Origin of the sequence: Streptomyces sp. Je 1-4 4N24 (assembly GCF_026239515.1) — a bacterium.
GTDB classification, from domain to species: Bacteria; Actinomycetota; Actinomycetes; order Streptomycetales; family Streptomycetaceae; genus Streptomyces; species Streptomyces nigrescens.
In genome coordinates this window covers 5,106,547-5,126,057 of the sequence record NZ_CP110836.1, presented here as the reverse complement: position 1 = coordinate 5,126,057, position 19,511 = coordinate 5,106,547, and the positions used below count along the sequence as shown (strand labels likewise).

Below are 19,511 nucleotides of genomic sequence, written 5' to 3'. Positions count from 1 at the left end.
CCGCCCACAGCCGCTGCTAGCCTCACGTCTCCTGACCCACAACGGAGGAGACGTACGTGCGCAAGGCAGCGCAGATCGCCGGGGCGGCAGCCATCGCCGCGATGCTGCTCAGCGGTTGCGGAAGCAGCGGCGGCAACGAGACCGGCAACGACAGCAAGCCGAGCAAGTCGCCGGACGCCGCGCCGTCGACTCCGGGAGGCGCCGACAAGCCCGCGAGCCCCGCCGCGGTCGAGGGCGCCTGGAAGAGCGGCCCGAAGAGCAACCAGCTGATCCTGGTGATCACCAAGGGCACCGTCGCGTTCAGCAACGGGCACAAGTCCGCCTGTCTGGGCAAGGTCCAGGAGATGGCCGGGATGACCATGGCCGCCGTCAAGTGCACCGACGGGGACACCACCCGCACCATGGGCACCCTCAAGCCCGGCGCGGACGGCAAGACCCTGACCGTCGACTGGAAGAACGGCCCCACCGAGAAGTACACGAAGTCGAGCGACGGCAGCGTGAAGATCCCCGACATGCCCGAGATGCCGAGCGGGATGCCCAAGAGCTGACCGCCCGCCCGGCACACGGCCGCCGCCCGGAACCCCCCGAGGGCTCCGGGCAGCGGCCGTTGCCGTACCGCGCGGCCCGTGCTCAGCGCACGAAGACCCCGGCCTGGCCGGCCAGATCGAGGAAGTACTGCGGCGCCAGACCGAGCACCAGGGTGACCGCGACGCCGATGGCGATGGCCGTGGTCGTCAGCGGGCTGGGCACCGCGACGGTCGGGCCGTCCGCCTTGGGCTCGTTGAAGAACATCAGCACGATGACGCGGATGTAGAAGAACGCGGCGATGGCCGACGAGAGCACACCGACCACCACCAGCCAGCCCGCGCCGCTCTGCGCCGCCGCCTTGAAGACCGCGAACTTCCCGGCGAACCCGGAGGTCAGCGGGATGCCCGCGAAGGCGAGCAGGAAGACCGCGAAGACCGCGGCCACCAGCGGCGAACGCCGGCCGAGCCCCGCCCACTTGGACAGCTGGGTGGCCTCGCCGCCGGCGTCCCGCACCAGGGTGACGACGGCGAAGGCGCCGAGGGTCACGAAGGAGTAGGCGCCGAGGTAGAAGAGCACCGAGGAGATGCCCTCCTCGCTGGTGGCGATGACACCGGCGAGGATGAAACCGGCGTGTGCGATGGAGGAGTAGGCCAGCAGCCGCTTGATGTCGGTCTGGGTGATGGCGACGATCGCCCCGCCCAGCATCGTGATGATCGCGACGCCCCACATCACCGGCTGCCAGTCCCAGCGCATCCCCGGCAGGACGACATACAGCAGGCGCAGCAGCGCACCGAACGCCGCGACCTTGGTGGCGGCCGCCATGAAGCCGGTGACCGGGGTCGGGGCGCCTTGGTAGACGTCCGGGGTCCACATGTGGAACGGGACCGCGCCGACCTTGAACAGCAGCCCCATCAGCACCAGCGCCGCACCGATCAGCAGCAGGGCGTCACTGCCCATGGCGCCGGCCAGCGCCGGATCGATCTGCTTGGCACCGTCCGAGATCACCTCGGCGATCCCGGCGTAGGTGACCGTGCCCGCGTAGCCGTACAGCAGGGCCACGCCGAACAGCAGGAAGGCGGACGAGAAGGCGCCGAGGAGGAAGTACTTCACCGCGGCCTCCTGCGACAGCAGCCGCTGGCGGCGGGCCAGCGCACACAGGATGTACAGCGGGAGGGAGAAGACCTCCAGCGCGATGAAGAGGGTCAGCAGGTCATTGGCCGCCGGGAAGACCAGCATGCCGCCGACCGCGAAGAGCGCGATCGGGAAGACCTCGGTGGTGGTGAACCCGGCCTTGACCGCGGCCTGTTCGGCGGCGCCGCCGGGGACGGCCGCGGGCTGCGCGGCGAAGGAGTCCACGTGGTTGCCGTGCGCCGCCGGGTCGAGCCGGCGCTCGGCGAAGGTGAAGACGGCGACCAGGGACACCAGCAGGATCGTGCCCTGCAGGAACAGTGCGGGCCCGTCGACGGCGAGGGCGCCCATGGCGGCGATATGCGCCTTGGCCGAGCCGAAGCCGCCGGCCGCCAGACCGATCACCGCGGCGAACGCGGCCGCCAGCGCCACCAGGGCCAGCAGCAGCTGGGAGGAGTAGCGGTGCCGGCGCGGTACGAACGCCTCGATGACGATGCCGATCACGGCCGCGCCCAGAACGATCAGCGTCGGCGACAGCTGGGCGTACTCGATGTGCGGCGCCGGGATCTTGCCCGGTGCGCCGGCCGCCACTGTCCACAGGCTGTGGACACTTGCCACGGAACTCACTTCGCGGCCTCCACGTCTTGATCATGCACGGCATGGCCGGGCCGGCCCTGGCCGGGCACGGCGTCCACCTTCACAGCGGGCTTGGGGTCCTTCTTGTCCACGACGGACAGGGTGTGGCCGACCGCCGGATCGACGAGGTCGGTGAGCGGCTTCGGATACACACCGAGGAAGAGCAGCAGCGCGATCAGCGGCGCCACCACCACCAGCTCCCGCACCCGGAGATCGGGCATGCTCTTCACCTCGGCCTTCACCGGCCCGGTCATCGTCCGCTGGTAGAGCACGAGGACGTACAGCGCGGCGAGGACGATGCCCAGGGTGGCGATGATGCCGATCACCGGATAGCGGCTGAACGTGCCGACCAGGACCAGGAATTCGCTGATGAACGGTGCCAGGCCGGGCAGCGACAGGGTGGCGAGGCCGCCGATGAGGAACGTGCCGGCGAGGACCGGGGCGACCTTCTGGACACCGCCGTAGTCCGCGATCAGCCGCGAGCCGCGGCGGCTGATCAGGAAGCCGGCCACCAGCATCAGCGCGGCAGTCGAGATGCCGTGGTTGACCATGTAGAGCGTCGCGCCGCTCTGGCCCTGGGTCGTCATCGCGAAGATGCCCAGGATGATGAAGCCGAAGTGGGAGATCGAGGCATAGGCGATCAGCCGCTTGATGTCCCGCTGGGCGACCGCCAGCAGCGCGCCGTAGAGCACACTGATCAGCGCGAGCACCAGGATGGCGGGCGTCGCCCAGCTGCTGGCCTCCGGGAAGAGCTGGAGGCAGAAGCGGAGCATCGCGAACGTGCCGACCTTGTCGACCACCGCGGTGATCAGCACCGCGACCGGCGCGGTGGACTCGCCCATGGCGCCCGGCAGCCAGGTGTGCAGCGGCCACAGCGGCGCCTTCACCGCGAACGCGAAGAAGAAGCCGAGGAAGAGCAGCCGCTCGGTGCCGGTGGCGATGTCCAGCTTGCCGGCCGCCCGTGCCTCGACGATCTGCTGCAGCGAGAAGGTGCCGGTGCCGAGCTGGTCGGCGGTGACGGCGTACAGCCCGATCACCGCGGCCAGCATGATCAGTCCGCCGGCGAGGTTGTAGAGCAGGAACTTCACCGCGGCGTACGACCGCCGGTTCGCGGACCGCTCCTCACCGTCCCCGCCCGCCCGGTCCCCGAAGCCGCCGATGAGGAAGTACATCGGGATCAGCATGGCTTCGAAGAAGATGTAGAAGAGGAAGACATCGGTGGCCTCGAAGGAGATGACCACCATCGCCTCGACCGCCAGGATCAGCGCGAAGAAGCCCTGGGTGGGCCGCCAGCGCCGGTTGGGCGTGGCCTCTTCCAGGGGGTCGGCGTCATGCCAGCCCGCCAGGATGATGAAGGGGATCAGCAGGGTGGTCAGCGCGATCAGGGCGACCGCGATGCCGTCCACGCCGAGTTCGTAGCGCACACCGAAGTCACTGATCCAGGCATGCGACTCGGTGAGCTGGAAGGGGCCCTTCGCACCGGGGTCGAAGCGGAACGCGACGACCAGGGCCAGCGCGAAGGTGGCCAGCGAGAAGAACAGCGCGAGCCATTTGGCCGCGGTGCGCTTGGCGGCGGGCAGCGCGGCGGTGGCGATCGCACCGACCGCCGGCACCACGGCCACCGCCGTCAGCAGGGGAAACGACATGGCTCAGACACCCCTCATCAGCAGGGTCGCGGCGACGAGAACGGCGGCCCCGCCCAGCATCTGGACCGCGTACGAACGGACGAATCCGGTCTGCAACCGGCGCAGCAGGCCGGACAGTCCGCCCATCGACGCCGCCGTGCCATTGACCGCACCGTCCACGAGGGAGCGGTCGACCCGGACGAGGGTGCCGGTGAGCTCTTCGCCGCCGCGCACGAAGACGATGTGGTTGAAGTCGTCCTGGAGCAGATCGCGGCGGGCGGCCCGGGTCAGCAGCGAGCCGCGTGGGGCGAGCGCCGGGACGGGCTTGCGGCCGTACATCGCCCAGGCCATGCCGACCCCGATGAGCAGCACCACGATCGTCGAGGCGGTGACCGTGGTGGCGCTGAGCGGGGAGTGGCCGTGCGCGAACGAGGTGACCGGCTCCAGCCACTTCACAAAGGCCTCGTTGACGCTGAACAGCCCGCCCGCGAAGACCGATCCGACGGCCAGCACGATCATCGGGACCGTCATGACCTTCGGTGACTCGTGCGGATGCACCTCGCTGGGGTCCCAGCGCTTCTCGCCGAAGAACGTCATCAGCATCACCCGCGTCATGTAGAAGGCGGTGATCGCGGCGCCCAGCAGGGCCGCGCCGCCGAGGATCCAGCCCTCGGTGCCGCCCCGGGCGAACGCCGCCTCGATGATCTTGTCCTTGGAGAAGAAGCCGGACAGACCGGGGAAGCCGATGATCGCCAGATAGCCGAGGCCGAAGGTGATGAAGGTGACCGGCATGTACTTCCGCAGGCCGCCGTAACGGCGCATGTCCACCTCGTCGTTCATCCCGTGCATCACGGAACCGGCGCCGAGGAAGAGGCCCGCCTTGAAGAAGCCGTGGGTGACCAGGTGCATGATCGCGAAGGCGTAGCCGATCGGGCCGAGGCCGGCGGCCAGGATCATGTAGCCGATCTGCGACATCGTCGAACCGGCCAGCGCCTTCTTGATGTCGTCCTTGGCGCAACCGACGATCGCACCGAAGAGGAGGGTGACCGCACCGACCACGACGACCGCCAGCTGGGCGGTCGGGGCCTCATTGAAGATCGGCCCGGAGCGGGTGATCAGATACACCCCTGCGGTGACCATCGTGGCGGCGTGGATCAGGGCCGAGACCGGGGTCGGGCCCTCCATCGCGTCGCCGAGCCAGGACTGCAGCGGCACCTGCGCCGACTTACCGCAGGCGGCCAGCAGCAGCATCAGCCCGAGGGCGGTCAGCTTGCCCTCGGAGGTGTCACCGGTCGCGGCGAGCACCGGGCCGAAGGCGAAGGTCCCGAACGTCGTGAACATCAGCATGATGGCGATGGACAGGCCCATGTCGCCGACACGGTTGACGAGGAACGCCTTCTTGGCAGCGGTGGCCGCGCTCGGCTTGTGCTGCCAGAACCCGATGAGCAGGTACGAGGCGAGGCCGACGCCCTCCCAGCCGACGTACAGCAGGAGGTAGTTGTCGGCGAGGACGAGCAGCAGCATCGCCGCGAGGAAGAGATTGAGGTAGCCGAAGAAGCGGCGGCGCCGCTCGTCGTGCTCCATATAGCCGATCGAATAGATGTGGATCAGCGAGCCGACACCGGTGATCAGCAGGACGAACGTCATGGACAGCTGGTCGAGCTGGAAGGCGATGTCGGCCTGGAAGCCGCCCACCGGGATCCAGCTGAACAGGTGCTGATGCAGGGCACGGTCCTCGGCGCCCCTGCCGAGCATGTCGGCGAAGAGCACCACCCCGAGGGCGAACGACGCCACCGAGAACAGCGTGCCGATCAAGTGGCCGGTGCGGTCGAGTCGGGTGCCGCCGCACAGCAGCAGGGCCGCACCGACCAGCGGTGCCGCGACAAGCAGCGCGATCAAGTTCTCCACTTTGTGCGACCCCTTACAGCTTCATCAGGCTGGCGTCGTCGACCGAGGCCGTATGACGGGTGCGGAAGATCGACACGATGATGGCCAGACCGACCACGACCTCGGCCGCGGCGACGACCATCGTGAAGAAGGCGATGATCTGGCCGTCCAGATTCCCGTGCATCCGCGAGAAGGTGACGAAGGCGAGATTGCAGGCGTTGAGCATCAGCTCGATGCACATGAACACCACGATGGCGTTCCGCCTGATCAGCACTCCGGCCGCGCCGATGGTGAACAACAGGGCGGCGAGATAGAGGTAGTAGACCGGGTTCATTTCTTGGCCCCCTCCTTGTGCTCCTTCGGTGTCGCGCCACCGGACGACGGCGGGCCGGGCTCGTCCTCGGAGCCCCGGCCCAGCCAGTCCTCGGAGCGCCGCTCCAGTGCCTTCAGCTCGGCGAGTGAGGCACCGGAGACATCGCGGATCTGGCCCCGTTCCCGCAGCGTCGGATTGACGCTGAGCTGGGAGACGGTGCCGTCGGGCAGCAGACCCGGAATGTCGACGGCGTTGTGCCGGGCGTAGACACCGGGGGCGGGCAGCGGCGGTACCTGCTTGCCCTCGCGGATCCGGGCCTCGGACTGCTCACGCTGCGTCTTGGCGCGCTCCGTGCGCTCCCGGTGGGTGAGCACCATCGCGCCGACGGCCGCCGTGATCAGCAGTGCGCCGGTGGCTTCGAAGGCGAAGACGTACTTGGTGAAGATGAGCGCCGCCAGGCCCTGCACATTGCCGCCGGCGTTGGCCTCGCCCAGGCCGTTGAACTCCTTGAGCGAGGCGTTGCCGATACCGGCGATCAGCAGGATGCCGAAGCCGAGGCCCACCCCGGCGGCGAGCCAGCGCTGGCCCTTGAGGGTCTCCTTGAGGGAGTCCGCGGCGGTGACACCGACCAGCATGACGACGAACAGGAACAGCATCATGATCGCGCCCGTGTAGACGACGATCTGGACGACGCCGAGGAAGTACGCGCCGTTGGCCAGGTAGAAGACCGCAAGGACGATCATGGTCCCGGCGAGCGAGAGGGCGCTGTGCACGGCGCGCTTCATCAGGATCGTGCACAGCGCGCCGATGACGGCGACGCTGCCCAGCATCCAGAACTGCACGGCCTCCCCCGTGGAGGTCATGGAGGCCGCGGCGGCGAGGCCGGTCATGCGTTCGCCTCCTTCTCCTGCGGGCCGTCGTCGGCCTTCTCGCCCTTGGAGGTCGCGGCCTGACGGACGGTCCCCGGCGCGGCCTCGGTCACCAGACCCTGGTAGTAGTCCTTCTCCGTCATGCCGGGGTAGATCGCATGCGGGGAATCGACCATGGTCTCCTCCAGGCCCGCGAGCAGCTCTTCCTTGGTGTAGATGAGCGATTCGCGGGACCGGTCGGCGAGTTCGTACTCATTGGTCATGGTCAGCGCGCGGGTCGGGCAGGCCTCCACGCACAGACCGCACAGGATGCAGCGCAGATAGTTGATCTGGTAGACGCGGCCGTAGCGCTCACCCGGGGAGTAGCGCTCCTCATCGGTGTTGTCCGCGCCCTCGACATAGATCGCGTCCGCCGGGCAGGCCCAGGCGCACAGCTCGCAGCCGATGCACTTCTCCAGCCCGTCCGGATGGCGGTTGAGCTGGTGCCGGCCGTGGAAACGCGGCGCCGTCGGCTTCTTCTCCTCCGGATACTGCTCGGTCAGCCGCTTCTTGAACATGGCCTTGAAGGTCACGCCGAAGCCGGCCACGGGGTTCTGGAACTCAGGCACCGTCGCCCCCCTTTCCGTCGTTTCCGATTCCGTCACTGACAGTGTCCGCCCCGCCACTGACAATCAGCTCCCGCTCCCGTCGCGGCCTGCGGCGCGGCACGGGCGGCACGGTCTGTCCGGGCAGCGGCGGTACGGGGAATCCGCCCGCCATCGGGTCGAAGGCACCGTCGCCGTCCGTCTCCTCCTCCTTCTCACCACGCCGGAAGAAGTCCACGACGAGGGAGATCAGCAGCAGCGCGACGGCGCTGCCGGCCACGTACAGCACGATCTGGGAGAAGTTGTAGCCCTCGTTCTTCAGCGCCCGGACGGAGGCGACCAGCATCAGCCAGACCAGCGAGACCGGGATGAGGACCTTCCAGCCCAGCTTCATGAACTGGTCGTAGCGCACCCGGGGAAGGGTGCCGCGCAGCCAGATGAAGAAGAACAGCAGCAGCTGCACCTTGATCGTGAACCAGAGCAGCGGCCACCAGCCGTGGTTGGCGCCTTCCCAGAACGTGGAGATCGGCCAGGGGGCTTTCCAGCCGCCCAGGAAGAGCGTGATCGCGACGGCCGAGACGGTCACCATGTTGATGTACTCGGCGAGCATGAACATCGCGAACTTGATGGACGAGTACTCGGTGTTGAAGCCGCCGACGAGGTCGCCCTCGGACTCCGGCATGTCGAACGGCGCGCGGTTGGTCTCGCCCACCATCGCGACGATGTAGATGATGAAGGACACCGGCAGCAGCAGGATGTACCACCTGTTCTGCTGCGACTCCACGATGGTCGACGTCGACATCGACCCGGAGTAGAGGAACACCGCCGCGAACGACATCCCCATCGCGATCTCGTACGAGATCATCTGCGCGCACGAGCGCAGTCCGCCGAGCAGCGGATAGGTCGAGCCGGAGGACCAGCCCGCCAGCACGATGCCGTAGATGCCGACCGAGGCCGTGGCCAGGATGTAGAGGACGCCGATCGGCAGGTCCGTCAGCTGCATCGGGGTGCGGACACCGAAGATCGAGATCTCGTTGCCCGCGGGCCCGAAGGGGATCACCGCGATCGCCATGAAGGCCGGGATGGCCGCCACGACCGGCGCCAGGAGGTAGACCACCTTGTCGGCCCGCTTGACGACCAGGTCCTCCTTCAGCATCAGCTTGATGCCGTCGGCGAGGGACTGCAGCATCCCCCAGGGCCCGTGCCGGTTGGGGCCGATGCGCAGCTGCATCCAGGCGACGACCTTGCGTTCCCAGACGATCGAGAACAGCACCGTCAGCATCAGGAACGCGAAGCAGAAGACCGCCTTGATGACGACCAGCCACCACGGGTCGCGGCCGAACATCGACAGGTCTTCCTGGGCCAGCACGCTGCCGGCGGCAGCGAGTTGATCGAGCTGCTGCATCATGCCTCCACCTCCTCGGCCGGCTCCGGCGTGCCCGGGGCGGCGGAGATCTTCACCAGGTCACCGGGGCGGGCCCCGGTATCGGCGGCGACGCCACCGCCCGTGGAGTTGAGCGGCAGCCACACCACCCGGTCGGGCATCGGCGTGACCTGGAGCGGCAGCCGGACCGAGCCGGCCGGCCCGGTGACGGCCAGCAGATCCCCGTCCTTGACCCCGGTCTCCTGCGCGGTGATCTCCGACAGCCGGGCGACCGCGGCGTGCCGGGTACCGGCCAGCGCCTTGTCGCCTTCCTGGAGCCGCCCCTGGTCCAGCAGGAGCCGGTGACCGGCGAGGACGGCCTCCCCGCTGTCGGGGCGGGGCAGCGGACGCCCGGTCTCCACGGGCTCGCCCGCGTACGGGCCGTCCCAGCCGCCGAGCCGGTCCAGTTCACGGCGTACGGCCCGGATGTCCGGCAGCGCCAGATGGACGTCGAGGGCGTCGGCGAGCATGTGCAGCACCCGGGAGTCCGGCAGCAGATGGCGGTGGGTCATCTGGTCCGGTTTGAGTGCGGCCTCGAACAGCCGCGCCCTGCCTTCCCAGTTGAGGAAGGTGCCGGGCTTCTCCACCACGGCCGCCACCGGGAAGACCACATCCGCCCGGTCGGTGACCTGCGAGGGCCGCAGCTCCAGGCTGACCAGGAAGCCGACCTCGTCCAGCGCTGCCAGCGCGCGGGCCGGGTCCGGCAGGTCCGCGACCTCGACGCCCGCCACGAGGAGCGCACTGAGTTCGCCGGTCGCCGCGGCCTCGATGATCTGGCCGGTGTCCCGGCCGTGCCGGTGCGGCAGTGCGGCCACGCCCCAGGCGGCGGCGACCTCGTCGCGGGCCCGCGGATCGGTGGCCGGCCGGCCGCCCGGCAGCAGACCGGGCAGGGCGCCCGCCTCGACGGCGCCGCGCTCGCCCGCCCGACGGGGGATCCACACCAGACGGGCCCCGGTGGCCGACGCCAGGCGGATCGCGGCGGTCAGCGCGCCGGGCACCGCCGCCAGCCGCTCACCGACGACGATCACCGAACCGTCGGCCCGCAGCGCCTCGGCCGCGGAACGGCCCTCGCCCTCCAGGCCGACACCGCCCGCGAGCGCGTCCAGCCATTCGGTCTCGGTACCGGGCGCGGACGGCAGCAGCGTGCCACCGGCCTTGATCAGCCCGCGCGAGGCGTAACCGGCCAGCCCGTAGGTGCGCTGTCCGCTCCTGCGGTGCGCCTTGCGCAGCCGCAGGAAGACGCCCGGGGCCTCCTCCTCGGCCTCGATACCGGCCAGCAGGACGGCCGGTGCCTTCTCCAGCGCGGTGTACGTGACTCCCTGGCCTCCCCCAGACTCCGTCCGGGAGGTGCCCCCAAGATCACGGCCGCGGCCGGCGACCCGGGACGCCAGGAAGTCGGCCTCCTCTGCGCTGTGCACCCGGGCCCGGAAATCGATGTCGTTGGTGCCCAGCGCGATCCGGGCGAACTTGGCGTAGGCGTAGGCGTCCTCGACGGTCAGCCGGCCGCCGGTCAGGACGCCGGTACGCCCCTTGGCCGCGGCCAGTCCGCGGGCCGCCGCCTCCAGGGCCGCGGGCCAGCTCGCCGGCTCCAGTTCGCCGGACTCCGGGTTGCGCACCAGGGGATGCTCCAGCCGGTCGCGCTGCTGCGCGTACCGGAAGGCGAACCGCCCCTTGTCGCAGATCCACTCCTCGTTGACCTCGGGGTCGTCGGCAGCCAGCCGCCGCAGCACCTTGCCGCGCCGGTGGTCCGTACGGGTCGCGCAGCCGCCCGCGCAGTGCTCGCACACCGACGGCGAGGAGACCAGGTCGAAGGGGCGGGAGCGGAAGCGGTACGCGGCGGAGGTGAGCGCGCCGACCGGGCAGATCTGGATGGTGTTGCCGGAGAAGTACGACTGGAAGGGGTCGCCCTCTCCGGTCCCGACCTGCTGGAGGGCGCCGCGCTCAAGGAGCTCGATCATCGGGTCGCCGGCGATCTGGTTGCTGAAGCGGGTGCAGCGCGCGCACAGCACACACCGCTCACGGTCCAGCAGCACCTGGGTGGAGATCGGCACCGGCTTCTCGAAGGTGCGCTTCCTGCCCTCGAAGCGGGTGTCGGTGTCGCCGACCTGCATCGCCTGGTTCTGCAGCGGGCACTCACCGCCCTTGTCGCAGACCGGGCAGTCCAGCGGGTGGTTGATCAGCAGCAGCTCCATCACCCCGCGCTGGGCCTTCTCGGCCACCGGGGAGGTCAGCTGCGACTTGACGACCATGCCGTCGGTGCAGGTGATGGTGCAGGAGGCCATCGGCTTGCGCTGGCCCTCGACCTCCACGATGCACTGCCGGCAGGCGCCCGCCGGGTCCAGCAGCGGGTGGTCGCAGAAGCGCGGGATCTCGATGCCGAGGAGTTCGGCGGCACGGATGACCAGCGTCCCCTTGGGGACGGAGATCTCGATGCCGTCGATCGTCAGGGTGACGAGGTCCTCCGGCGGGATCGCCGCCTCGCCGCCTCCCGAGGGAGCATTGGTCGTGACGGTCATGCATTCACCCCCAGGTGAGCGTCGTTGTCGGCCCACAGGGTCGACTTGGCCGGGTCGAAGGGGCAGCCCTTGCCGGTGATGTGCTGCTCGTACTCCTCGCGGAAGTACTTGAGCGAGGAGAAGATCGGCGAGGCGGCGCCGTCGCCGAGGGCGCAGAAGGACTTGCCGTTGATGTTGTCGGCGATGTCGTCGATCTTGTCGAGGTCGCCCATCTGCCCCTTGCCGGCCTCGATGTCGCGCAGCAACTGCACCAGCCAGTAGGTCCCTTCACGGCAGGGCGTGCACTTGCCGCAGGACTCGTGCGCATAGAACTCGGTCCAGCGGGTGACCGCCCGGACCACACAGGTGGTCTCGTCGAAGCACTGGAGCGCCTTGGTGCCGAGCATCGAGCCGGCCGCGCCGACGCCCTCGTAGTCGAGGGGGACGTCGAGGTGCTCGTCGGTGAACATCGGCGTCGAGGAGCCGCCCGGCGTCCAGAACTTCAGCCGGTGGCCGCGGCGGATACCGCCGCTCATCTCCAGCAGCTGGCGCAGGGTGATGCCCAACGGGGCCTCGTACTGGCCGGGGTTGGTGACATGGCCGCTGAGCGAGTAGAGCGTGAAGCCCGGGGACTTCTCGCTGCCCATCGACCGGAACCAGTCCTTGCCCCGGTTCATGATCGCGGGAACCGACGCGATGGATTCGACGTTGTTCACGACAGTGGGGCAGGCGTACAGGCCCGCCACCGCCGGGAAGGGGGGACGCAGCCGGGGCTGTCCGCGGCGGCCCTCCAGCGAGTCGAGCAGCGCGGTCTCCTCACCGCAGATGTACGCGCCCGCACCCGCGTGCACGATCACGTCCAGGTCGAGCCCGGAGCCCAGGATGTTCTTCCCGAGGAAGCCCGCCGCATAGGCCTCGCGCACGGCCTCCTGCAGCCGCCGCAGGACGGGCACGACCTCGCCGCGCAGATAGATGAAGGCGTGGTTCGACCGGATCGCATGGCAGGCGATCACGATGCCCTCGATGAGGGAGTGCGGGTTCGCGAAGAGGAGCGGGATGTCCTTGCAGGTGCCGGGCTCCGACTCGTCGGCGTTGACCACGAGGTAGTGGGGTTTGCCGTCGCCCTGCGGGATGAACTGCCACTTCATCCCGGTCGGGAAGCCCGCGCCGCCGCGGCCGCGCAGCCCGGAGTCCTTGACGTAGGCGATGACCTCGTCCGGGGGCATCGCCAGCGCCTTGCGCAGGCCCTCGTAGCCCTCGTGCCGGCGGTAGGTTTCCAGCGTCCAGGACGCGGGCTGGTCCCAGAAGGCGGACAGGACGGGCGTCAGAAGCTTCTCGGGGTTGGTCTCCCCGCCGGCCTCCGGCCGGGAGGCACCCCCGTGTTCGGCTGCCACTGTCATCACTCCCCCTCCTCTGCTGTGGGGCCGGCCGGGTGCTGGTCGTCCGAGGCCGACGTCTGCTGCGGTGCGTCGTGGGAGCTGGGGTGGCCCGAGGGCGCCTCGTCGGCGGGGTGGCCGGACGGGGGTTCGCCACCGGTTCCGTCGGGGGTGCCGTCGGTGGTGGAGCGCGGCGCGATGACGTGGTCGGCGCCGCGGCCGGGGAGGGCCTCACCCCTGGCCAGCCGCAGCCCGATCAGCGAGGCGGGACCGGCGCCGCCGGTGGCCTCGACGGCGCCCGGCCGCTCGTCCGGGAAGCCGGCGAGCATCCGGGCCGTCTCCTTGAACGTGCACAGCGGCGCACCGCGGGTGGGCTCGACGGCCCGGCCGGCCCGCAGGTCGTCGACCAGCCGCCGGGCGGTCTCCGGCGTCTGGTTGTCGAAGAACTCCCAGTTGACCATCACGACCGGGGCGAAGTCGCAGGCCGCGTTGCACTCGATGTGTTCGAGGGTGACCGCGCCGTCCTCGGTGGTCTCGCCGTTGCCGACGCCGAGGTGCTCCTTGAGCTCCTCGAAGATGGCGTCGCCGCCCATCACCGCGCAGAGCGTGTTGGTGCAGACCCCGACCTGGTAGTCGCCGCTCCGCTTGCGGCGGTACATGGAGTAGAAGGTCGAGACGGCGGTGACCTCGGCGGTGGTGAGGTCGAGCATCTCGGCGCAGAAGCGGATGCCGGTGCGGGTGACATGCCCTTCCTCGGCCTGTACGAGATGCAGCAGCGGCAGCAGCGCCGAGCGCGCGCCGGGGTAGCGGGCGATCACCTCCTTGGCGTCCGCTTCGAGCCGGGCCCGTACGTCCGCCGGGTAGTCGGGGGCGGGGAGTGCGGGCATTCCCAGCTGCACGTCCTGGTTTGCCGGAGTGGCGTTCACCGGTCGACGCCTCCCATCACGGGGTCGATGGACGCGACGGCGACGATGACGTCGGCGACCTGGCCGCCTTCGCACATCGCCGCCATGGCCTGCAGATTGGTGAAGGACGGGTCGCGGAAGTGCACCCGGTAGGGGCGGGTGCCGCCGTCGCTGACCACATGCACACCCAGTTCGCCCTTGGGTGACTCGACGGCCGCGTAGGCCTGTCCCGGCGGGACCCGGAAGCCCTCGGTCACCAGCTTGAAGTGGTGGATCAGGGCCTCCATCGAGGTGCCCATGATCTTCTTGATGTGGTCGAGGGAGTTGCCCAGACCGTCCGGGCCGAGGGCCAGTTGGGCGGGCCAGGCGATCTTCTTGTCGGCGACCATCACCGGGCCGGGCTCCAGCCGGTCCAGGCACTGCTCGACGATCCGCAGCGACTGGCGCATCTCCTCCAGCCGGATCAGGAACCGGCCGTAGGAGTCGCAGGTGTCGGCGGTCGGCACCTCGAAGTCGTAGTCCTCGTAGCCGCAGTACGGCTGTGTCTTGCGCAGATCGTGCGGCAGTCCGGCGGCGCGCACGATGGGCCCGGTGGCACCGGTGGCCATACAGCCGGCCAGGTCGAGATAGCCGATGCCTTCCATCCGGGCCTTGAAGACCGGGTTGCCGGTCGCGAGCTTGTCGTACTCGCCGATGTTCTTGCGCATCTTCTTGACGAACTCACGCACCTGGTCGACCGCGCCCGGAGGCAGGTCCTGGGCGAGGCCGCCGGGCCGGATGTAGGCGTGGTTCATCCGCAGGCCGGTGATCAGCTCGTAGAGGTCGAGGATGAGCTCACGGTCGCGGAAGCCGTAGATCATGATCGTGGTGGCGCCCAGTTCCATCCCGCCGGTGGCGATGGCCACGAGGTGGGAGGACATCCGGTTGAGCTCCATCAGGAGCACACGGATGACCGTGGCCCGGTCGGGGATCTGGTCGGTGATGCCGAGCAGCTTCTCCACGGCCAGGCAGTAGGCCGTCTCGTTGAAGAACGGCGTCAGGTAGTCCATCCGCGTCACGAAGGTGGTGCCCTGCGTCCAGGTCCGGTATTCGAGGTTCTTCTCGATGCCGGTGTGCAGATAGCCGATCCCGCAGCGGGCCTCGGTGACGGTCTCGCCGTCGATCTCCAGGATCAGCCGGAGCACCCCGTGGGTGGACGGGTGCTGCGGACCCATGTTGACGATGATCCGCTCGTCGTCGGCCTTCACGGCGGCCGCGGCGATCTCGTCCCAGTCGCCACCGGACACGTTGTAGACGGTGCCCTCGGTGGTCTCGCGGGCCAGCGACTCCCGGGTGTCGAAGTCGCTCGACGTGCGGTGGCCGGACGAGGAGTGGGAGTGCGGTGCAGTAGTCATCAGCTGTACGACCTCCGCTGGTCGGGAGCCGGAATCTGGGCGCCCTTGTACTCGACGGGGATGCCGCCGAGCGGGTAGTCCTTGCGCTGCGGGAAGCCCTGCCAGTCGTCCGGCATCATGATCCGGGTCAGCGCCGGGTGGCCGTCGAAAACGATTCCGAAGAAGTCGTAGGTCTCCCGCTCGTGCCAGTCGTTGGTCGGATAGACGTCCACCAGCGAGGGCACATGCGGGTCGGCGTCCGGGGCGGAGACCTCCACCCGGATCAGCCGGTTGTGGGTGATCGAGCGCAGGTGGTAGACGGCGTGCAGCTCGCGGCCCCGGTCGCCGGGGAAGTGCACCCCGCTCACCCCCGTGCACAGCTCGAAGCGCAGCGCCGGGTCGTCGCGCAGGATCCTGGCGACGGCCGGCAGGTAGCTGCGCTCGATGTGGAAGGTCAGCTCGTCGCGGTCCACGACGGTCTTCTCGATGACGTTCTCGGGGACCAGCCCCTGTTCGTCCAGGGCGCCCTCCAGCTCGTCGGCGATCTCGTCGAACTCGCCGTAACCGTCCTCCGTGCCACGCGGTCCGCCGTACGGCCGCGGGGTCGCGCCGGGCAGCCGGACGGTGCGGACGAGGCCGCCGTAGCCGCTGGTGTCGCCGCCGTTGTTGGCGCCGAACATGCCACGGCGGGTGGCGATCGCCTCTCCGGTGTCCTCGCGCTGCGCGGGAACGGCTTCCTCCTGGCCGTTCTGGCCGTTCGGCTCGGGACGCTCGGGGTTCTTCTGCTCACTCACCGCAGCAGCCCCTTCATCTCGATCAGCGGCAGCGCCTTGAGCGCCGCTTCCTCCGCCTCGCGGGCGGCCTGCTCCTGATTGACCCCGAGCTTGGTGTTCTGGATCTTCTGGTGGAGCTTGAGAATGGCGTCCATCAGCATCTCGGGACGCGGCGGGCAACCCGGCAAATAGATGTCAACGGGAACAATGTGGTCAACGCCCTGCACAATCGCGTAGTTATTGAACATTCCGCCTGACGAGGCGCAAACCCCCATGGAAATCACCCACTTCGGGTTCGGCATCTGGTCGTAGACCTGCCGCAGCACGGGCGCCATCTTCTGACTCACCCGGCCGGCCACGATCATCAGATCCGCCTGTCGCGGCGACCCGCGGAAGACCTCCATGCCGAAGCGGGCGAGGTCGTAGCGCCCGGCGCCGGTGGTCATCATCTCGATGGCGCAGCAGGCCAGTCCGAAGGTCGCGGGGAAGACCGAGGATTTGCGCACCCAGCCGGCGGCCTGCTCGACAGTGGTCAGCAAAAAGCCGCTCGGCAGCTTCTCTTCAAGTCCCATGTGTGACCCCTAGTCCCATTCCAGGCCGCCACGACGCCAGACATAGGCGTAGGCGACGAAGACGGTGAGCGCGAAGAGGAGCATCTCGACGAGCCCGAAAAGCCCCAGGGCGTCGAAGGTGACGGCCCAGGGATAGAGGAAGACGATCTCGATGTCGAAGACGATGAAGAGCATCGCCGTCAGGTAGTACTTGATCGGGAAGCGACCGCCACCGGACGGTTGTGGCGTCGGCTCGATTCCGCACTCGTAGGCCTCGAGCTTGGCCCGGTTGTAGCGCCTGGGCCCGACGAGGGTGGCCATCACGACGGAGAAGATCGCAAAGCCTGCCCCGAGGGCTCCCAGTACGAGGATGGGCGCGTAAGCGTTCACCGTCCTCGCTCCCTTCAGTCGACGATGACTGGATGGCGGTCCACCCGGGCCCTCCGGCTGCCCCATGGAGATCGTGCCTATGTGAGGCAGTTCACAAGCCCGAGCGCCTGCATCTTATGCCCGCTGGTCTGTGATCTGCGACACGGGGGTGACCAACGCCTTTGTGATCTCCACCACCCGGCGAAGGATCATGAAGTCGGATGAGCGGTGATCTTCATACGCGAAGCACGCGAGCGATCACGAGAGGTGACATTCGCGTGTGTTACCGCTGGTCAGCGCGCGATGGCCAATATCAAGTGGCTACCGCTACAGGCAAATTGGTGCTGGGCACGGCCAACTGCTATATGCAGCAGACCGCATGGACGCGCCCCTCTCGTGACCCGGTCGTGATCGTCGGTACGTGCTTCCGTTCACGAGCGACCGCCCGACGTCAGGTCACGGGAACATAACGGACACTCAAGAGTGACCTATCCCACGCTATTTCCATCACTAAGTGCTTGACGCCCGGGAAGCCTTGGCGTGGCGGATGAGGAAGTGGTAGGCGCCCGCCGGGCCCGCATGGAGCAGCAAATGCCATGCGTAGGAACATGATCGCGAAATTCGGACATCCCGCCGCCGACGCGATGGGCGGACAAAAGTCCGGTTTGTTCGTCGCGTACGCGTCAAGTGTGGCGCACTGCACCTTTCTTGGCAGCAACCGGCGGCTCCTGATAGCCGTTATTGCCATGTCCCCGAACGCACTCATACCCAGCCACCGGAAGCCCCGCCGTCCTTCCGCGTCCTCGCGGGCGCTGCGCGCGGGCGTGACCGGTGGCTTCCTCACCCTCGCGGTGACCGGCGCGACCGTGCCGGCCAACGCCGCGGAAAAGCCCGTCTCCGAAACCCAGGAGATGCCGACGATCACGACGGCGCTGGCGACCAGCGCCGCCCGGAGCGCCGACACGGCCGAGCAGGTCGCGTTCAACTACGAGCGTCAGGCGCTCCAGGACAGCGCCTTCTCGCGCGCCGCCAAGGCCGCGGAGAAGCACAAGGCCGAGGCCGTGAAGAAGGCCAAGGCCGAGGCGAAGAAGAAGGCCGAGGAAGCCCGTAAGGCCAAGGAGGCCGCCGAGGCCCGTGCCTCGCGCTCCTCCGAGCGTTCGACCCTTTCCGCCCCGTCGTCGTCCACCGCCACCGGCAGCACCGCCACGCTCGTCTCCTTCCTCAAGGCGCAGCTCGGCAAGGCCTACGTGCTGGGTTCCTCCGGCCCCTCGTCGTACGACTGCTCCGGTCTGACGCAGGCCGCGTTCAACCAGATCGGCATCGACCTGCCGCGGGTCTCGCAGGACCAGTCCACCCAGGGCACCCAGGTCGGCCTGGACAACCTCCAGGTCGGCGACATCCTGTACTGGGGCAGCGCGGGCAGCGCCTACCACGTCGGCGTCTACATCGGCGACGGCAAGTTCATCGGCGCCCAGAACTCGAGCACCGGCATCGTCGAGCGCCCGCTCGACTACGACATGCCGACCGGCGCCGTGCGCGTCCTCTAGGACCACCGCACCCTCGACACCGCAAAAGGACCGCCCCTCTCGCCGCTCGGGAGGGACGGTCCTTTTCGTGTGCGGTGCCTCCGGGCCGTCCGGGGCGTCCCCGCCTCCCCTCGTCCGACGGATGATTCGCGCCGCTCAGCGCCACGATCAAGCCAGGTACGGGCCGGAGGCCGCCCGTCGAGCTACCGATGGGCGGTACGCGCCGTTGCACCTCTCGCCATATGCCGCACATACCGCTTATGCGCCGTGCGGCATCCGTAGAGAGAGGGAACCGCGCTTCGATGAACACCCATCGCACCGCTCACCGCCTCGTCAGCCGGGCCGCGACGGCCGCCGCCCTGGCCACCGCGCTCGGCCTGGGCGCCGTCCACACCGCGACCGCCTCGGCCCCGTCCGCCGCACCGCTCTCCGTCCGGCCCGCGGCGCCCGGCCCCGACGGTGGCTGGCATCAGAACGGGCTGCATCTGACGGCCGCCGAGAACAAGAAGGTGAACGGCTTCGTCGCCCGCGCCCGGCGGGCCGAGCGCGCCATCAGCCCCGGGGTCCGGGCGGCCGCCAGGATCAGCCATGCCGAACTGGTCGGCTTCGACCAGCGGCTGAAGTCGCCGGACTCGCTCAAGCGCAAGGTCGCCACCTGGATGCTGGAGTCACCGGGGCAGACCGTGGACGCATCGCTCCGCAAGATCAATGACGCGGTCCGCTTCACCCTCCAGTGGCCGGCCGGCACGTACAGCCGGGGCGCCCGCACCGCGGCCGGGTTGCTGTCCGCGTGGGGCAACGACTCCACCCGCTGGGCCAACACCTGGAACCGGCCCACCGGCTACAAGGCGATCAACTCCGCCTGGCGCGCGCCCCGCTCCGGCCAGCTCTTCGAGGTCCAGTTCCACACCCCCGAGAGCAAGGCGGCGCAGCTGGAGACACACAAGCTGTACGAGGAGCAGCGGCTGCCCGGCACGCCGCCCGAGAGGGTGCGGGAGCTCCAGGAGCAGCAGGACGCGATCTTCGCGGCGGTGCCGGTCCCGCCGGGCGCCGAGCGGCTGACCGCCCCCGCCCGCCGGCTGCCGTCCCCGGACCCGGCGCGCCGGCTCCCCGCACCGGCCCCCGCCCCCGTCGGCTGACCGGGCAGGTC

At 69.2% G+C, this 19,511-nt stretch carries 17 protein-coding genes; 3 read left to right on the top strand and 14 right to left on the bottom strand.

Features of this window, described 5'->3' with window-relative positions; translation table 11 throughout:
- Positions 1 to 56 precede the first annotated feature (56 nt).
- Entirely contained in the window at positions 57 to 548 is a 492-nt protein-coding gene (locus SLV14N_RS22385; protein ID WP_208683080.1) for a hypothetical protein, read from the top strand.
- Between the two features lie 82 nt (positions 549 to 630).
- Here SLV14N_RS22385 and nuoN read toward each other — a convergent pair whose 3' ends face one another.
- Genes nuoN through SLV14N_RS22315 form a run of 14 tightly spaced genes read right to left on the bottom strand, consistent with a single transcriptional unit; the run spans position 631 to position 16,856 of the window.
- A complete protein-coding gene (gene nuoN, locus SLV14N_RS22380; RefSeq protein WP_127151706.1) occupies positions 631 to 2,283 on the bottom strand; it encodes an NADH-quinone oxidoreductase subunit NuoN in 1,653 nt (550 codons plus the stop codon).
- Positions 2,280 to 3,938, bottom strand: coding sequence for an NADH-quinone oxidoreductase subunit M (locus SLV14N_RS22375; RefSeq protein WP_263270789.1), 1,659 nt, complete (start codon positions 3,936 to 3,938; stop codon positions 2,280 to 2,282). The genes nuoN and SLV14N_RS22375 overlap by 4 nt, the downstream gene beginning before the upstream one ends.
- A gap of 3 nt (positions 3,939 to 3,941) precedes the next feature.
- A complete protein-coding gene (gene nuoL, locus SLV14N_RS22370) occupies positions 3,942 to 5,825 on the bottom strand; it encodes an NADH-quinone oxidoreductase subunit L (protein WP_208683071.1) in 1,884 nt (627 codons plus the stop codon).
- Positions 5,826 to 5,838: 13 nt separating this feature from the next.
- Complete coding sequence (gene nuoK, locus SLV14N_RS22365) at positions 5,839 to 6,138, bottom strand: NADH-quinone oxidoreductase subunit NuoK (RefSeq protein ID WP_018090964.1); 300 nt, start codon at positions 6,136 to 6,138, stop codon at positions 5,839 to 5,841.
- On the bottom strand, positions 6,135 to 7,007 hold the full coding sequence (locus SLV14N_RS22360) for an NADH-quinone oxidoreductase subunit J (protein WP_263270788.1): 873 nt from the start codon (positions 7,005 to 7,007) through the stop codon (positions 6,135 to 6,137). The genes nuoK and SLV14N_RS22360 overlap by 4 nt, the downstream gene beginning before the upstream one ends.
- Positions 7,004 to 7,594 (bottom strand): NADH-quinone oxidoreductase subunit NuoI, encoded by a 591-nt coding sequence (gene nuoI / locus SLV14N_RS22355; protein ID WP_263270787.1) that lies wholly within the window; start codon positions 7,592 to 7,594, stop codon positions 7,004 to 7,006. Before nuoI ends, SLV14N_RS22360 begins: the two co-directional genes overlap by 4 nt.
- Entirely contained in the window at positions 7,587 to 8,978 is a 1,392-nt protein-coding gene (gene nuoH, locus SLV14N_RS22350; RefSeq protein WP_208683065.1) for an NADH-quinone oxidoreductase subunit NuoH, read from the bottom strand. Before nuoH ends, nuoI begins: the two co-directional genes overlap by 8 nt.
- Positions 8,975 to 11,509, bottom strand: coding sequence for an NADH-quinone oxidoreductase subunit G (locus SLV14N_RS22345; protein WP_208683063.1), 2,535 nt, complete (start codon positions 11,507 to 11,509; stop codon positions 8,975 to 8,977). The genes nuoH and SLV14N_RS22345 overlap by 4 nt, the downstream gene beginning before the upstream one ends.
- Complete coding sequence (gene nuoF / locus SLV14N_RS22340) at positions 11,506 to 12,888, bottom strand: NADH-quinone oxidoreductase subunit NuoF (protein ID WP_208683062.1); 1,383 nt, start codon at positions 12,886 to 12,888, stop codon at positions 11,506 to 11,508. The genes SLV14N_RS22345 and nuoF overlap by 4 nt, the downstream gene beginning before the upstream one ends.
- Complete coding sequence (gene nuoE, locus SLV14N_RS22335; RefSeq protein ID WP_208688033.1) at positions 12,888 to 13,751, bottom strand: NADH-quinone oxidoreductase subunit NuoE; 864 nt, start codon at positions 13,749 to 13,751, stop codon at positions 12,888 to 12,890. Before nuoE ends, nuoF begins: the two co-directional genes overlap by 1 nt.
- 35 nt (positions 13,752 to 13,786) lie before the next feature.
- Positions 13,787 to 15,163, bottom strand: coding sequence for an NADH-quinone oxidoreductase subunit D (locus SLV14N_RS22330; RefSeq protein ID WP_263270785.1), 1,377 nt, complete (start codon positions 15,161 to 15,163; stop codon positions 13,787 to 13,789).
- The gene (locus SLV14N_RS22325; protein WP_208683061.1) at positions 15,163 to 15,936 is read right to left on the bottom strand and encodes an NADH-quinone oxidoreductase subunit C; all 774 of its coding nucleotides are present in this window, start codon (positions 15,934 to 15,936) and stop codon (positions 15,163 to 15,165) included. Before SLV14N_RS22325 ends, SLV14N_RS22330 begins: the two co-directional genes overlap by 1 nt.
- Positions 15,933 to 16,487, bottom strand: a complete 555-nt coding sequence (locus SLV14N_RS22320; protein WP_018090973.1) for an NADH-quinone oxidoreductase subunit B family protein — start codon at positions 16,485 to 16,487, stop codon at positions 15,933 to 15,935. Before SLV14N_RS22320 ends, SLV14N_RS22325 begins: the two co-directional genes overlap by 4 nt.
- 9 nt (positions 16,488 to 16,496) lie before the next feature.
- A complete protein-coding gene (locus tag SLV14N_RS22315; RefSeq protein WP_030262580.1) occupies positions 16,497 to 16,856 on the bottom strand; it encodes an NADH-quinone oxidoreductase subunit A in 360 nt (119 codons plus the stop codon).
- A 725-nt stretch (positions 16,857 to 17,581) separates the two neighbouring features.
- Here SLV14N_RS22315 and SLV14N_RS22310 point away from each other — a divergent pair.
- Both SLV14N_RS22310 and SLV14N_RS22305 read left to right on the top strand, forming a co-directional pair.
- Positions 17,582 to 18,382: a C40 family peptidase gene (locus SLV14N_RS22310; RefSeq protein ID WP_208688031.1), complete on the top strand. Its 801-nt coding sequence runs from the start codon at positions 17,582 to 17,584 to the stop codon at positions 18,380 to 18,382.
- 281 nt (positions 18,383 to 18,663) lie between these two features.
- The gene (locus SLV14N_RS22305; RefSeq protein ID WP_263270782.1) at positions 18,664 to 19,500 is read left to right on the top strand and encodes an ATP nucleotide 3'-pyrophosphokinase; all 837 of its coding nucleotides are present in this window, start codon (positions 18,664 to 18,666) and stop codon (positions 19,498 to 19,500) included.
- The last annotated feature ends 11 nt before the right edge of the window (positions 19,501 to 19,511 follow it).